Origin of the sequence: Nocardioides sp. (genome assembly GCF_036405735.1) — a bacterium.
Lineage (GTDB): Bacteria > Actinomycetota > Actinomycetes > Propionibacteriales > Nocardioidaceae > Nocardioides.
Genome location: NZ_DASWXC010000059.1, coordinates 18709 through 33472, shown reverse-complemented (window position 1 = coordinate 33472; position 14764 = coordinate 18709). Strand labels below are relative to the sequence as shown.

Annotated in this window: 14 protein-coding genes; all 14 read right to left on the bottom strand. The window is 71.4% G+C overall.

What is annotated here, in order from left to right; genetic code table 11:
• Nucleotides 1-2457 (bottom strand): chromosome segregation protein SMC (smc, locus tag VGE38_RS09750; protein WP_331142345.1); only part of this gene is annotated, 2457 nt, incomplete at its 3' end.
• 159 nt (nt 2458-2616) lie between these two features.
• Nucleotides 2617-3681 carry a class I SAM-dependent methyltransferase gene (locus VGE38_RS09745; RefSeq protein ID WP_331142344.1) on the bottom strand — a complete coding sequence of 355 codons (1065 nt, stop codon included), beginning with the start codon at nt 3679-3681 and terminating at the stop codon, nt 2617-2619.
• An 11-nt stretch (nt 3682-3692) separates the two neighbouring features.
• Complete coding sequence (locus VGE38_RS09740) at nt 3693-4298, bottom strand: cysteine hydrolase family protein (RefSeq protein WP_331142343.1); 606 nt, start codon at nt 4296-4298, stop codon at nt 3693-3695.
• Nucleotides 4295-5785 (bottom strand): purine-cytosine permease family protein, encoded by a 1491-nt coding sequence (locus tag VGE38_RS09735; protein ID WP_331142342.1) that lies wholly within the window; start codon nt 5783-5785, stop codon nt 4295-4297. Before VGE38_RS09735 ends, VGE38_RS09740 begins: the two co-directional genes overlap by 4 nt.
• A gap of 53 nt (nt 5786-5838) precedes the next feature.
• Nucleotides 5839-6036: a hypothetical protein gene (locus VGE38_RS09730; RefSeq protein WP_331142341.1), complete on the bottom strand. Its 198-nt coding sequence runs from the start codon at nt 6034-6036 to the stop codon at nt 5839-5841.
• An 80-nt stretch (nt 6037-6116) separates the two neighbouring features.
• A complete protein-coding gene (locus VGE38_RS09725; protein ID WP_331142340.1) occupies nt 6117-6821 on the bottom strand; it encodes an acylneuraminate cytidylyltransferase family protein in 705 nt (234 codons plus the stop codon).
• Complete coding sequence (locus tag VGE38_RS09720; protein ID WP_331142339.1) at nt 6818-7873, bottom strand: nucleotidyltransferase family protein; 1056 nt, start codon at nt 7871-7873, stop codon at nt 6818-6820. Before VGE38_RS09720 ends, VGE38_RS09725 begins: the two co-directional genes overlap by 4 nt.
• Nucleotides 7870-8958 (bottom strand): N-acetylneuraminate synthase, encoded by a 1089-nt coding sequence (gene neuB, locus VGE38_RS09715; RefSeq protein ID WP_331142338.1) that lies wholly within the window; start codon nt 8956-8958, stop codon nt 7870-7872. The genes VGE38_RS09720 and neuB overlap by 4 nt, the downstream gene beginning before the upstream one ends.
• Nucleotides 8955-9614 (bottom strand): PIG-L deacetylase family protein, encoded by a 660-nt coding sequence (locus VGE38_RS09710; RefSeq protein WP_331142337.1) that lies wholly within the window; start codon nt 9612-9614, stop codon nt 8955-8957. The genes neuB and VGE38_RS09710 overlap by 4 nt, the downstream gene beginning before the upstream one ends.
• A 5-nt stretch (nt 9615-9619) precedes the next feature.
• Complete coding sequence (locus VGE38_RS09705; protein ID WP_331142336.1) at nt 9620-10507, bottom strand: formyltransferase family protein; 888 nt, start codon at nt 10505-10507, stop codon at nt 9620-9622.
• 2 nt (nt 10508-10509) lie between these two features.
• Entirely contained in the window at nt 10510-11676 is a 1167-nt protein-coding gene (gene neuC / locus VGE38_RS09700; protein ID WP_331142335.1) for a UDP-N-acetylglucosamine 2-epimerase, read from the bottom strand.
• Between the two features lies 1 nt (nt 11677).
• A complete protein-coding gene (locus tag VGE38_RS09695; RefSeq protein WP_331142334.1) occupies nt 11678-12823 on the bottom strand; it encodes a LegC family aminotransferase in 1146 nt (381 codons plus the stop codon).
• A gap of 94 nt (nt 12824-12917) precedes the next feature.
• Entirely contained in the window at nt 12918-13562 is a 645-nt protein-coding gene (locus VGE38_RS09690; protein WP_331142333.1) for a NeuD/PglB/VioB family sugar acetyltransferase, read from the bottom strand.
• Between the two features lie 7 nt (nt 13563-13569).
• On the bottom strand, nt 13570-14715 hold the full coding sequence (locus tag VGE38_RS09685) for a UDP-N-acetylglucosamine 4,6-dehydratase (RefSeq protein WP_331142348.1): 1146 nt from the start codon (nt 14713-14715) through the stop codon (nt 13570-13572).
• Between the last annotated feature and the right edge of the window lie 49 nt (nt 14716-14764).

Sequence of the window (14764 nt, the reverse complement as noted above, 5' to 3'; positions counted from 1 at the left end):
CCGCAGGAGCGAGTCGGAGCGGCCGTGCAGCGCGCGTGCCCGCTCCTCGGAGGTGCGCAGCGCCAGGCGCGCGTCCATCTCCGCCTGCCGCGCGGCGCGCGCCGCCTCGGCGAGGCGGTCCTGCTCGGAGGTGTCGGGCTCCTCGTCGGGAGCATCCTCGGCGCCCGCCAGCCGCGCCTCGAGCTCGGCCAGGCCGGTGACGGCCTGCTCCTTGCCCTGCTCGGCCTGGGCGATCGCCTGCGCGAGCCGGTCGGCCTCCCCACGGGCCGCACGCGCCTGGGTGCCGTACTGCCCCAGCTCCTCGGCGACCGCGGCCAGCGTGGCGTCGGACTCGTGCAGCTTGGCCAGCGCAACGTCGACGCGCTGCTGCGCCTCGAGCCGCTCGGCCTCGAGGCGGGAGGTCTCGAAGGTCAGCCGCTCCCCTGCCGCGACCGCGGCAGCGAGCTGCTCGGTGGCCTCGTCGACCGCCGCCTGGACCTCGATCAGGCTCGGTTGGCTCGAGGAGCCACCCGCTGCGAAGTGGGCGCCGAGCAGGTCGCCGTCACGAGTCACCGCGACGAGGCCCGGATGAGCGGCGACCAGGGCGGAGGCGGCCGTCAGGTCCTCGACCACCGCGACCCGCTCCAGCAGGCGGGTGAGGGCGGGCCGCAGCGGCTCGGGGCAGTCGACCACGTCCACGGCGTACGTCGCCGTCGCGTCCAGTCGCGGCCAGTCCCGCGGCTGTGCGGGGGCCCCGCCGAGCAGCAGGCCGGCGCGGCCGTGGTCGCCGTCCTTGAGCAGGTTGATGGCGGCCAGCGCAGCACCGGCGTCGTCGACCGCGACCGCGTCGGCGGCCGGGCCGAGCGCACTCGCGACGGCCGTCTCGTAGCCCGCTCGGACGCTCAGCACGGCCGCGACGGACCCGACCAGCCCGGGCAGGGGCGCGCCGTCGGCGCCCCCGAGCAGTGCGGCGGCACCGTCCTTGCGGGCCAGGCCCATCTCGAGCGCGTCCTTGCGGGCCGCGAGGGCGCTGCGGTCGCGGTCGGCCTGGGCGGCCTCCTCGCGCACCTTCAGCAACCGCTCCTCGATGTCCTCGAGCGCCGCACTGGCCGCCTCGTGCTCGGCGTCGAGCCCTTCCTCGCCGGCGTCGAGGCCCGCGATGCGGGTCTCGAGCGAGGTGAAGTCGCGCTGGGCGCGCTCGGCGCGCGCCACGGCCTCCTCGCGGGCCAGCGTGAGCCGCCCGACCTCCTCGTCGGCGGCCGTCAGCCGGGAGCGCAGCGCGTTGACCTGCCCGTGGAGGCGCGCGAGCCCCTCCCGCCGGTCGGCGGCCGCGCGCAGCAGGCCTGCGATCCGCCGCTCCTCGGCCGCAGCGGCGTCCTCGGCGTCACGGCGCTCGGCCACCGCCTGCTCGAGCGCCGTGCGGTGCTGCTCGACCTCGGCGGCGATCTCCTGCTCCTGGGCGCGGGCGCGCTCCGCCTCGGCCTCGAGCTCCTCGGGGTCGCGTCCGCCCCGGTGCTCCACCTCGGAGGTCGCGGCCGCGTTGCGGGCCCGTTCGGCGGCCAGCGACTGGGTGCCGCGCAGCCGCTCGCGCAGACCGTTGAGGGAGAACCAGGTCTCCTGCGCCTGGGCCAAGGCCGGGAGGTCCTCGCGCAGGGCCGCCTCCAGCGCCGCCTCGCTCTCGCGGGCGGTCGCCACCGCCTGCTCGACCTCCGACCGCCGGGCCAGCAGCACCGACTCGTCGGCCAGCTCCTGCTCGAGCGCCGTGCGGGCGGTCACCAGGTCGTCGGCCACCAGCCGCGCCTTGGCGTCGCGGACGTCGGCCTGCACGGTCGCGGCCTGCCGGGCGACCTCGGCCTGCCGGCCCAGCGGCTTGAGCTGGCGGCGGATCTCGGTGAGCAGGTCCGCCAGCCGCGTCAGGTTGCCCTCGGTGGAGTCCAGCTTGCGGAGCGCCTTCTCCTTCCGCTTGCGGTGCTTGAGGACGCCGGCGGCCTCCTCGATGAAGCCGCGGCGCTCCTCGGGGGTCGCGTGCAGGATCGTGTCGAGCTGGCCCTGACCGACGATGACGTGCATCTCGCGCCCGATGCCGGAGTCGCTGAGCAGGTCCTGCACGTCGAGCAGCCGGCAGGACTGGCCGTTGATGGCGTACTCCGAGCCGCCGGAGCGGAACATCGTGCGGCTGATCGTGACCTCGGCGTACTCGATCGGCAGCGCGCCGTCGGAGTTGTCGATGGTGAGGACGACCTCGGCGCGGCCCAGCGGCGGCCGGCCCGAGGTGCCGGCGAAGATGACGTCCTCCATCTTGCCGCCGCGCAGCGACTTCGCGCCCTGCTCCCCCATCACCCAGGCGAGCGCGTCGACGACGTTGGACTTGCCCGAGCCGTTGGGACCGACGATGCAGGTGATGCCCGGCTCCAGCTGGAGCGTCGTGGCGGACGCGAAGGACTTGAACCCCTTCAGGGTCAGGCTCTTCAGGTACAACGCGGGCTCCCTCGTCGGTTCGTCTCGTCGCGCCGGTGGCCGGGTCGAGCGGACACGAAGGCCGATCCTCTCAGACCTGCGGGAAGTCCGGCCGACGCGGGGGAAGCTCAGCGTGCGACAGCCTACCGCCCGGCGCCGACGCCGTCGGGGTACGACGCGTCAGCCGCGCCGGCGGCGACGCAGCACGCTGCGCACCGGTCCGAGCACCGCCCGGCTCAGCCGCACCGAGCGCGACGACTCCAGAGCGGCGTACCGCTCCCGGCTCTCCTTCAGCTTCGCGCGCAGCTCCCGGACCCGTTCACGCACCCGCCACTCCCCCTCCAGCCAGTCGGGCAGGTCGGAGGCGAGCGGCGGCTCGGGCAGCTCGGCCTCGCTCGCACCGGGTGGCACGCGGCGCAGCAGGGCGAGGAACTCGACGGTGCCGCGTCGCAGCTGCAGCCGCTCGACGTACCACTCGCACAGGCCCAGGGCACGCAGCTCCTTGACCTGCTCCAGCAGCGACTCGGGAGTGAAGGTCCAGACGTGACAGTCGACGTACGTCCCGGAGCGGGCGTTCTCCACATGGCGCAGGGCCGCCTGGGGGTCATGCATCCGCGCCGCCCGCCCCGGGGGCCGCGCACCCGACCACAGCCGGCGCGGCGAGACGTCGACGACAGAGCTGTAGAAGTCGTAGACCGCCCGCACGCTCGGGCGGGTGTGGCCCTCCTGGTAGGCGACCAGCGCCTCGCCGACCGTCGTCGGCGGCCGGTGGCGGTCGAAGCAGTAGCGACGGTCCGGGACCGCCAGGAGCAGCCGAGCGTCGTCGCTGGTGACGGCGGCGAGCTGCTGCAGCCAGCCGATGACGTCGGGCACATGCTCGATGACGTGCGAGGCGATCACCCAGTCGTACGGCGCGCCGGGCGCGGCCGCGTCCGCGAGGCTCAGGATCCGCCCGTCCTGGTGCAGCGGGTAGTCGACATGCGGGACCAGTTCGGCGATGACGTTCGGGTCGTCGGCGTAGTGGGCCCGGATCCCCTCGGTGTCGTAGACGTCGACGTAGCGCACGTCGTCCTGATCGGGATCGGCGATGCCGGCGTCCAGCGGCCCGATCTCCAGACCGCGGCCGGCGGTGAAGTCGTGCAACCCGAGGAAGAGGTCGCGGCGCTTCTTCATCGCGGCGCGCTGCGCCTCGGCGCCGCGCTCACGCTTGGTGTTCTCCGTCGCCCGATCGGCGTGCCCCTGCATGCCGCAGGACTCTAGCCGGATGGCGCCGAAAGGCCGAGGGTCTCGGCGACCGTCGTCAGCTCGATCAGCGGCGCGTACAGCGCCATCGCGTCCAACGCCCGCTGGTGGTCCTCGGCGCTGGCGCCGGCGCACGCGTCGACGGGTACGACGACATGGACGCCGGCGTCGGCCGCCGGCAGCGCGGTCGAGAGCACGCAGCAGTCCGTCGACACGCCCGTGAGGACGATCTCGGAGGCCCCGCCGGTCGCGGCGACGAGCTCGGGGCCCCACTTGCCGAACGTGCTCCGGGTCAGGACCGCGTGCGCCCCCGGGTCGAACTCGTCGGTGAGGTCGTAGAGCGGGTCGTCCGCGGGCACGAGGGCGAACGGCCACTGCTCGAAGTACGGGACCCAGCCTCCCTCCGGCCGCTCCGGCGCGACGTAGCGCGTGTAGACCACCCGCTCCCCGAACGCCGGGAGCAGCCGCCGGATGCCCGCGCTGGCGCGGGCGTAGTCCGGCGCGGCCCACGGACTCTCGCCGGAGAAGACCCGCTGCATGTCGACCACGACCAGCCAGGCCGCGTCGGGCGCCACCAGCGTCGCCTGGGTCGCCTGGGTCGCCTGGGTCGCCTGGGTCACACCGCCTCCTGGCGCCGGATCGCCGCACGCCCGAGCAGGCCGCCGCCGAAGCCGATCACCAGCGCCGCGAGGACGCCGAGGTTGGCGAACGCCCAGTCGCCCTGCTTGCCGCCCAGTCCGAGCGGGTCGAGCAGATACCCCTGCCAGGTGAGCCACTCGGCACTGGCGTTCGTGACCAGGCCCCAGCCGATGACGGTGCCGACCACCACGAGGCCGACGGAGAGCCAGTTGACCGCGCCGTACCGGCCGCGGCCGTCGTACAGGTCGGCGTGGACGTAGGCCCCGCGGCGCAGCAGCACGTCGGCGAGGAAGACGCCGCACCACGCGGCGATCGGCACGCCGAGGGTGATGAGGAAGCCCTGGAACTTCCAGACGAAGTCCCCGGGGCCGAAGACGAAGTAGACCGCGCCCACCGCCATGATGACGCCGTCCACCGCGGCGGCGAGGTAGCGCGGGATCCGGATCCCGGCGGCCAGCAGCGCCAGGCCGGAGGAGTAGATGTCGAGCGCGGCTCCGCCGATCAGGCCGAGCACCGCCACGAGCGCGAACGGCACCAGCGCCCAGGTCGGGAGCAGCGTCGCCAGCGCCCCGATCGGGTCGGCTCCGATCGCCTCGCTGAGCTCCGCGGAGGAGCCCGCGAGCAGCAGGCCGAAGGCGACCAGCAGGACCGGCGCGAGGGCGCCGCCCACCGTGGTCCACGTGACGATGCCGGAGCTCGACGCCGACCGCGGCAGGTAGCGGGAGTAGTCGGCGGCGGCGTTGACCCAGCCCAGACCGAACCCGGTCATCATGAAGACGAGGCCGCCGATCACCGCCGGGGTGCTGCCGGCGGGCAGCGCCGTGACGGTGTCGAGGTCGACGTGGTCGGCGACGAGCAGCACGTAGACGACGGTCAGCACGCCCGTCACGACGGTGATGAGCGCCTGCAGGCGCATCACGACCCGGAAGCCGAAGACGCCGGCGGCGATGACCACGGCGACGACCACCGCGAGGGCGATCACCTTCGTGGGCGTGCCGCCTCCCCAGCCGAGCTCACCGAAGACGGTGGCCGTCGCCAGCACGGCCAGCGAGGCCAGCACGGTCTCCCAGCCGACGGTCAGGACCCACGAGATGACCGCCGGCAGCCGGTTGCCCTCGACGCCGAAGGCGGCGCGGCTGAGCACCATGGTCGGCGCCGAGCCGCGCTTGCCCGCCAGGGAGACGAAGCCGCACAGCAGGAACGAGACCACGATGCCCACTAGGCCGACGACCAGCGCCTGCGCGAAGGAGACGCCGAACGCCAGCAGCCACGAGCCGTAGCTGAGGCCGAGCACCGAGACGTTGGCGCCGAACCACGGCCAGAACAGCGTCCGCGGCGTGCCGTGGCGCTCCTCCTCCGGGATCGGGTTGAGCGCATTGAGCTCGACGGCGAGGCCGGCAGGTACGGCGGTGGGCGCGTCCGGGCCGACCGGCCGGGTGGTTCCCGGGGTGCCTGAGGTGCCAGTCATGCCCTGATCCTAGGAGGCGGCCCTGCCGACGCGGCCGGCCCGGCCCAGGCCGGTCAGGCCGGCTGCATCTCCTGCATCGTGGTCTCGACCAGCTCGGCCGCCTGGGCGACGAGCGCGTCGTTCTCCTGCTTCAGGACGAGCACGAGCTCCTCGAGCTCCTGCACCCGCGACCGCAGCCGAGCGTTCTCGGCGACGAGGTGGTGAGGAGTCCGCAGGTCGCTGTTCAGGTAGCCGATCAGCGCCTTGGCCATGACGATTCCTTCTTCGGGATCGAGTGGGGACGGCCCGGCTTCCGGACCGCCTACAAGAGTCCCACCGATCGAGACGGGGGTCAATCCGGCGGCGTCCGACGGCGCGCGAGAAGCGCCTCGGCCAGCATGAAGTCAACCAGTTCGTCGATGTCGACCGCGCGTTCCCGGGGCACCTCCACGCCGGCCACCCGGCCGTCCCACAGCCGCTCGTTGTCACGGATGAACCCCGGCGTGGTCGCGTATACCGACCCGGCGATCTCGAAGGCCTGGGGGGCGTCCTGGCGGCGCGCGACCGGGCCTGCGGGAGCCATCATCAGACTGACGGTGCCGTCGTCGTCGCGGTCGACCAGGTTGAAGTACGGGTTCGCGTGGGACGGCGTAACCGCGAGCGCGACATCGACGTCGCCCTCCGCCAGCCGGCTCAGCACGCGCTCGACGTCCGCGACGGAGCGCAGTGGTGTCGTCGCGGGCACGCTCAGAAACGTGTCGAAGGCGCCGTACCGCTCCTCGACCCACCGCACCGCGTGCCGCCACGACAGCCACTCGGCCGCGGTGTCGGTGGCGAGCTCGCCGGGACGGTCGATGATCTCGGCGCCCACCGCCCGGGCAGCCTCGGCGATCGCCAGGTCGTCGGTCGACACGAAGACCCGGGCCACGCCGGCCGCCGCGCGTGCCGTCTCGACGGCGTAGTGCAGCAGCGGCTTGCCGGCCAGCGGTCGCACGTTCTTGCCGGGCAGCCCCTTGGAGCCGCCGCGGGCGAAGACGAAGGCATAGGCGGTACTCACGTCATCCCCAGGATGCCGATGTCTTGCTGGGCCCGCTCGTAGTCGTCGATCCGGCCGATGTCGAGCCAGTAGTCGAAGGAGCTGTAGATCCCGACCTTGCCGCCGTCGTCGGCCACCCGCTCGAGCAGCGTGGGCATGTCGATGCGGGTGCCGGGTACGACACCGGCCACGATCTCCGGGTCGAGCACGTAGATGCCGGTGTTCACGTGATAGCGATGCACCGGCTTCTCGGTCATCCCGGTCACCACGTCGTTGTCGCTCTGCACGACGCCGTAGGGCACCTGGTACTCGTACTCGCGCACGCACATTGTGGCGGCGAACTGCTGCTGCTCGTGGTGGCGCAGCAGGCGGGTGAAGTCGACGTTGGTGAGCACGTCGCCATTGATCATCAGCAACGGCAACTTTGCGATGTCGGGCGGCAGCAGGCCCAGCGCGCCACCGGTCCCCAGCGGCGTCTCCTCGTGGACGTAGGTGATGCGCACGCCGAAGTCGCTGCCGTCGCCGAAGTGGTCGCGGATCTTCTCCGGCAGGTAGTGCGTGGAGATGTAGAGGTTCGTGAACCCGTGGCGCACGAACCGCCGCACGAGGTGCTCCAGCATCGGCTTGTCGCCGACCTTGAGCATCGGCTTCGGCGTGTCGGCGGTCAGCGGATGCAACCGGGTGCCGAAGCCCCCGGCCATGATGAAGACGGGGTTGTCGAAGTGGGGCCGCTCCAGCAGGCGGCTCAGCGTCTGCACGCCCCGAACCCGGCCGGTGCCGTCGACGAGCGGCAGCAGGGTGACGCCGTGCGCGCGCATCAGGTCCAACATCTCGAGCCGATCCGCACCGACCGGCGCGGTCCGCGGCCGGGGGTTGGCGACGGTCGTGACCGGGTCGGCCATCTCGCGGTCGGCGAGCAGGCCGCGGCGTACGTCGCCGTCGGAGACCGTGCCCAGCAGGGTGTCGTCCGCGCCGCAGACCAGGGCGATGCCGGTGGCGCCCTCGTCGATCGCCCGCATGGCGTCGCGGATGGTGGCCTCCGGCGTGAGGCGGATCGTGCGCCAGTCCTTCACCGCGTCCCCTCGTCGATCAGGTCACCCGGTGCGTAGTCGCGGCTCGCCGCAGTGCCGAGCAACGCCCAGTAGCCGTAGGGCGACAGCCCGGTCCCCGGGCGCATCACGCCCAGCGTCTGCGGGGTGAACCGCTCGCCGGCCCGCACCGACGCGATCGCGACGAGGCTCTTGCGTGCCAGCCCGCGGTTGGGCAGCTCGCTCGGTTGCGGTCGCTTGACCGGGTCACCGAGCGCCGCCGTGACCTCGCGGATGCCGGACACCATCGCCGCCAGCTGGCCGGGCTCCAGCGAGGCGCGGTGGTCAGGACCGGGCAGCGAGCGGTCGAGCGTGAAGTGCTTCTCCACGACGCGCGCCCCGAGCGCTGCTGCCGCCATCGGAACGGCGATGCCTTCGGTGTGGTCGGAGTAGCCGTAGCGCAGGCCGAGAGCCGACCCCATGGCCGGCATCGCGGCGAGGTTCACCTGCTCCGCCGGGGCGGGGTACTCGCTGGTGCACTGCAGGATCGTGACGCGATCGTGCAGGGCCTCCCGGCCCGCGGTGCTCGAGTACGCCTCCGCGAAGGCGTCGATGGTCGGCGCGGCGTCCGGTGCCGCGGTGAACCCGAAGGCGATAACCGCCAGGGCCGCCTCGATGTCGGCGAGGGACGCCATGCCCGTCGAGACGATGAGCTGCTCCGCCGCGCGGGCGTGGGCGAGCACGAACGGGGCGTTGGTGAGCTCGCCGGACGGAACCTTGAGCGTGGTCAGGCTCAGCTCGTCGACGAGGAAGGCGAGGCTGGTGAAGTCGAACGCGGTCGAGAGGAACTCGATCCCGACCGCGCGGCAGTGGGCGGCCAGGGTGCGGTGCTCCTCGAAGCCCAGCTCGAGGCGCTTCAGCATGGCCAGTTGGGACTCCGTGCCGCCGCTGTTCCGCTCCTGGTACGCCGCCCGGGCCGCTCCGGGCGTGACCAGCTGGTCGGCGAGGAAGGTCTGGAACTTCACGACGTCCGCACCGGCGGCCTTGGCCGCGTCGACCAGCCGCAGTGCGAGCTCCAGGTCGCCGTTGTGGTTAACGCCCGCCTCGGCGATCACCGTCACACCGTTCACGGCCGGATCTCCTTGAGGATCGTGAACGCCTCGGCCGCGGCGACGCCGGCCTGCGTCCCACGGAGCGCTGCGAGCGCCGCCACCGCCTCGCGGCTCCGCGGGAAGGGGAAAGGCTGCATCTCGTGTCCGTAGAGCTCCAGGATGGCTAGCTTCTCCTCGAGGTGGTCGGTGACGTCGACGAACAGATTCGGTCGGAACAGGCCGTCGGGCCGTACCGCGAAATCGGTCTCCGACAGCGTCTCGTAGGTCATCAGCGCGCGAATCGACGGACAGCGGAAAGACTTTGTGGCCGCAACGACGGCGTCGAAGACCACGGTGTGGTCGGAATGGACGTCGTGCCGGTGCGGGACGTACACGTGCGTGGGCGCCACCTGGTTGACAACCGCCGCGATCGCACCCACCACCTCGCCCATCGGGAGCGTGTCGAGGTAGACGGTCGGCAGGCCGAGCCTGTGGACGCCCGCGAACGCGTAGCGGCCCGCGACCTCGTGGATCTCCGCCTCGCGGGCAGCGATCCTCTCGGCGCTATAGCCTGCGTCTACCGACATCTCGGTCACGATGACCCAATGCACCTCCGCTCCGTCCGCTCGATGGCGCAGCAGCGTTCCGCCGCAGCCGAGCGACTCATCGTCAGGATGTGGCGCGACGACCAACACGCACGTCATAGGTACTCCCCTATCTGAGGTGTGCCGGATTCGCCAGCCGGCTCGATCCACACCGCCGAGCCGCCACCACATTTCACCAAGAGCGTCCGCTCCTTGACATCGAGCACCTTCCCCGGCTCGACGTTGGAAGGGACGACCATCCGGTGCACCCTCGAACGCGCGACGACAATGGTGGTGTCGCGCCACTCGAACTCTGCCCCGGGGTAGGGCGGAGCCAACGCACGCACCAGGTTGTGGATGTCCGACGCCGGCATCCGCCAGTCGATGACGCCGTCCCGTCTGGTCCGCTTTCGCCAGTAAGTGGCCTGCGAGTGATCCTGCGGCTGAAGCACCGCGGTGCCATGCGCAAGATCGCGGGTCACGTCTCGGATCTGCTCGCGAGCGGTGCCGAGAATGCGTGCGTAGAGCGAGCCTGCGTCGTCCTCGGGCCAGATGGGCACGGGGCACTGGCTGAGGATCGGACCCGAGTCGGCACCCTCGTCCATCTGGAAGAAGGTGCTGGCGGTGCTTGCAAGCCCAAGAGCCAGCGCCCAGATGATCGGATGACGTCCGCGATTCTGCGGCAGAGCGGCTGGATGGAAGCCGATGGTGCCGAGTGGTGCGACCGACAGGGCGTCGCGGTTCAGCAAGTGACTCCATCCGATGCAGTACACGACGTCTGGCCTTCGGTCCTGGAGGAAGCTCAGGCTGTCGGCCTGTCGTCCATTCGCCTCATAATGGCGCGGGATTTCGTGAGCGTCGCAGAGAGGCGCCAGGTCGACGAAGTCAGCGTTGGCCAGCGAACGCTCCTTGGTCACCACGCCGACAACCTCGGCGTCCGAACCCAACTCAAGGAGCGTGCGGAGGGCCATCTCGCTCGACTCCACACAGCCGATCAGCGCCACCCTCACAGGTTGACCTCGATGTCGTAGAAACTCTTTTCAAGCAGATCGTCCAGCCGGTGACTGACCAGGATCTCGACGATCTGCCGCGATGCGTCGCCGCCCCCGTACGGACTCGCGGCTGACGTGCACATTGCTGCGAAGGTCGGGTCGAGCACCTGCGCGATCCCCCGACGAATGCTCGCTTCGTCGTCCGGGACCCGCACAACCGTTGGGCCAGCAATCCGGCCACGCTGCCTCTCGCCGATGTCGAGCGTCGGGACCCCGAAGGCCGGCGCCTCGATAAGGCCACTGGACGAGTTGCCAACCACGGCTGCAGCGTGCTGCATCAGGCTGAGGTAGCGCAGTTGACCGAGTGACTTGGCGAGGAGGACCCGTCCAGGATGCGTGTCCCGGAAGCGCTCGAGCAGCGGGATGATCCGTCGCCCTCCCGCATCGGAGTTCGGATACGTCATCACGACCTGGTGGTTCGGCTGCTCCGCGAGTGCTCGGAGCAAGCGTCGGAGGCCATCGACAGCACCGTCCGGCGACAGGGTCACGGGATGGTAGGTCGCAAGCACGTAGGGCGGGCGAAGGTCGAAGCCCAGATCGTCCCTCAGGGCAGGCAGGTCGAGCAGTGCCAGGCGTCGGGCGCCGTCCACGCCCGGGGCGCCGACATTGAAAACCCGCGAGGGGTCCTCGCCCAACTGCACTACGCGGCGGCGGTATGCATCGGTGGCGGTGAAATGGAGGTGTGACAGTTTCGTCACGGCGTGCCGGATCGCCTCGTCGATCAGACCCTGCGTCGACTCGCCACCGTGTATGTGAGCAATGGGTATCCGCGCCGACATCGCGGCGAGTGCGATCGCAATGGCTTCGTACCGATCACCAAGCAGGACCAACAGGTCGGGTCGCTGTCGGGCAAATGCCTCGGCGGCGCTGATCGTGGCCAGACCCATCGACTTGCTCATCCCCACCGAGGTATCGGAGGAGAGCACGAATTCCAGTCGCTCGGCGATGGGGATGCCGTCGGCCTCGATCTGGGAGACCGTCATGCCGAACTCGGGCGAGAGGTGCATCCCGCCCACGAGAAGCTGCAGCTCGACATCGTCGGAATCCTGGAGGTCCTGGATCACCCACGACAGCAGTCCGTACTCTGCCCTGGTCCCGGTGAAGACAGCGATCTTGCGCATCTCAGTCCTCCACCGGGCTGCTCGGCAGGTTCACCAGGCGGTCCTCTATCCACTCCGCGACCGGCAGCGCACCGCGCAGCGCGTCCGCCCACATCGGGAGCCGGTGCATGAGCCGCCAGGCGGGGCGGGTCATGACGCCCGCGGCGTTGGTCGCCTCGAGCAGCTCGTCGCGCTGGGCCCGGTCGGCGCACAGCACCGCGTTGAGCCAGTAGTTGGAGCGACCGTACGACGGCTCGACGACGAACTCGTAGTCGCTGCCGGCGAAGAACGAGCGGTAGCGCTCGGCGAGCGCACGCTTGCTCGCCAGCCGCGCCGCGAGTCCCTCGAGCTGGCCACAGCCGAGGGCGGCGTTGAGGTTCGGCATCCGGTAGTTGAAGCCCGGCTCGTCGTGGAGGAACTCGTAGGGGTGCGGCACCTTGGCAGTGGTGGTGAGGTGCTTGAGGTGGTCCGCCTCGGCGCTGTCGCGGCACAGCACCATGCCGCCCCCGCCCGTGGTGAGCACCTTGTTGCCGTTGAAGCTCAGGGTCCCGAAGTCGCCGAACGTGCCGGTGTGGCGATCGCCGTAGAACGAGCCGAGGCTCTCGGCCGCGTCCTCGACCAGCCGCAGCCCCCAGCGCTCGCAGACGGCGAGGAGCTCGGGGAGCCGTACCGGATGCCCGTAGGTGTGCATCGGCACCACGGCCTTGATCGGGCGGCCCGAGGCCCGATGCCGGCAGACCGCGCCGTCGACGACGGCGTGCTCGTCGAGCCAGGCCGCCACCGCGTCGGGGTCCAGGCCGAGTGACTGCCGCTCGACGTCCACGAACACCGGCTCCGCACCCAGCTGGTGCAGCGCGTTGCAGGTGGCGACGAAGGTCAGCGGCTGGGTCACAACGAAATCGCCCCGACCGACCCCGGCCGCGATCAGCGCCGCGTGCAGGGCGGCCGTGCCGTTCACGGTCGCGACGGCCCGTGGGCTGCCGGTGTAGTCGGCGACCATCTGCTCGAAGCGGTCCACGAACGCCCCGACGCTCGAGACGTACGTCGACTCGATCGTCTCGACGACGTACGCCTGCTCGTTCCCGGTGAAGGTGGGGACGTGCAGCGGGATGAACTCGCTCGTCCGGTAGCACTCCCGGACGAAGTCGATCACTGCCTGCGTGTCCACGCTCGCCTTCCCGCTGGTTGGTTCGATCTGATCATCGGCGCGGCCGGCCGTCGGCGTGAGCCGCGGGTGCCGCCGCGTTGCAGAGTCTGCCGCATCAGCGGGGCCGGGCCGGCACCCCCGTGACGGTGACCCCGGCGGGCACGTCGGCGACCACGGCCGCCCCCATCCCGACGACGGCGTCCGCGCCGACGCTGAGGTTCTGGCGCACCGAGCACCCCGCGCCCAGCATCACCCGGTCGCCGACCGTGACGGCGCCCGACACCACCGCACCCGGACCGACCAGCACGTGGTCGCCCAGCGTGGTGTCGTGACCCACGGTCGCGTTGCGGTTGACGTGGGTGTGGCGGCCGAGCCGCACGTGGTTGGTCACGCTGACGAAGGGGAACAGCACGCTGCCCGGCCCGAGGTCGACGACGCGACCCCGGCTGGTGGCGGGATGGACCAGGACGGGTGCCGGACGGTCGCGCAGCGCGGCGTCCAGCCGGGCCCGCACCTGCGGCGAGCCGATGCCCAGCAGGTAGCCCACCGAGGGCGGCAGCTCCCCCCATGCCTCGTCGCCGCCGAGGTAGGGCAGGCCGTAGGCCGCCATCGGGCTGTCGGGCCCCGGCGCCTCGGCGGCCACCACGCCGACCACCTCGATGCGGAGACGGCCCTCCGCGTTCACCGCGTCGACGACGTCGAGCACCTCGCGGGCGTGCCCGCCGGCACCGACCAGTGCCACGGGGACGGGTGCGGTCACGGCTGCCTCACATCTTGCCGTCGAGGTAGGTGCCGGTCTCCTGGTGGTGGAACTCCGGGACCATCGTCGTGAACAGCTCGACGATCTCGCGCTTGTCCCAGGAGCCGCGGGCGCGCAGCGCCGCGATGCGCTCCTCGAACGCCGCGACCGCGGCGTCGCCGGCCGGATCCGGCACGATGGCGTCGCGGATGACGCCGAGGTTCGCGAACCGGCTCCAGTCGACGTCGTCGCTCTCGGCGTGGAACTCCTCGAACGCCTTCTCCCCCGTCGTGTCGCTCGTGGAGAACAGGCACGGCCACCGCCCCTGGTCCGGAAGCGTGGCGGCCAGCGCCCGTGCCTCCTCCTCGCTCTCGCACAGCACCGGCTCGAAGCCGCGGCCGCGCAGGTAGTTGAGGGCGATCTCGGCGAAGGTGATCAGGTGCAGGTCGTCGCTGAGCTTGGGGAAGAACACGTCGCCGTTCCCGCCGAGCAGGCACGACATGAGGCACAGCTCGCCGGACTCCTTCGGCGTCACGAAGTAGCGGCGCACGTCGTCGGGGGCCACGATCGGCTGCCGCTTGGCGAGGCGCTGCTCGAAGCCGTGCAGCAGCGAGCCGTCCGAGAACGCCACGTTGGCGAACCGGGCCGTCGAGACGTCGATGTCACGACTGCGGCGGGCCAAGAAGAGCTCCATGATCCGCTTCGAGGCGCCCATCATGTTGACGGGGTTGGTCGCCTTGTCCGTCGAGACGCAGAAGTACTTGCGCGCTCCCGCCTCGGCGGCGGCGCGGGCGGTGCGGTCGGTGTTGACGACGTTGACCTGGATCATCCGCATCAGCGTGAAGGGGTCACGCTCGCTGCGCACGTGCTTGAGCGCGGAGAGGTTGAGCACGTAGTCGTACTCGCCGTCGTGGCGGAAGAACGCGTCGTACTCCGGCGAGCCGATGTCGAGGGCGTAGGTCTGGAAGTCGCCCGCGATGTAGCCGAGGCTGCTGCGGACGTCGCGGACGACCTCGACGAGGTTGTTCTCGCTGATGTCCACGACGTGGAGCTTGCGCGGTCCCCGGCGGAACAGCTCCTTGACGACCGCCTGGCCGATCGAGCCGGCGCCGCCGAGAACCAGGAAGCGCGAGGACCTGACCAGCTCGGTCAGCTCGGCCTCGTGGGCGGCGATGTCGTCGGCCAGCAGCTCGCGCTCCCGCCCGATCAGCGTCAGCAGTGGC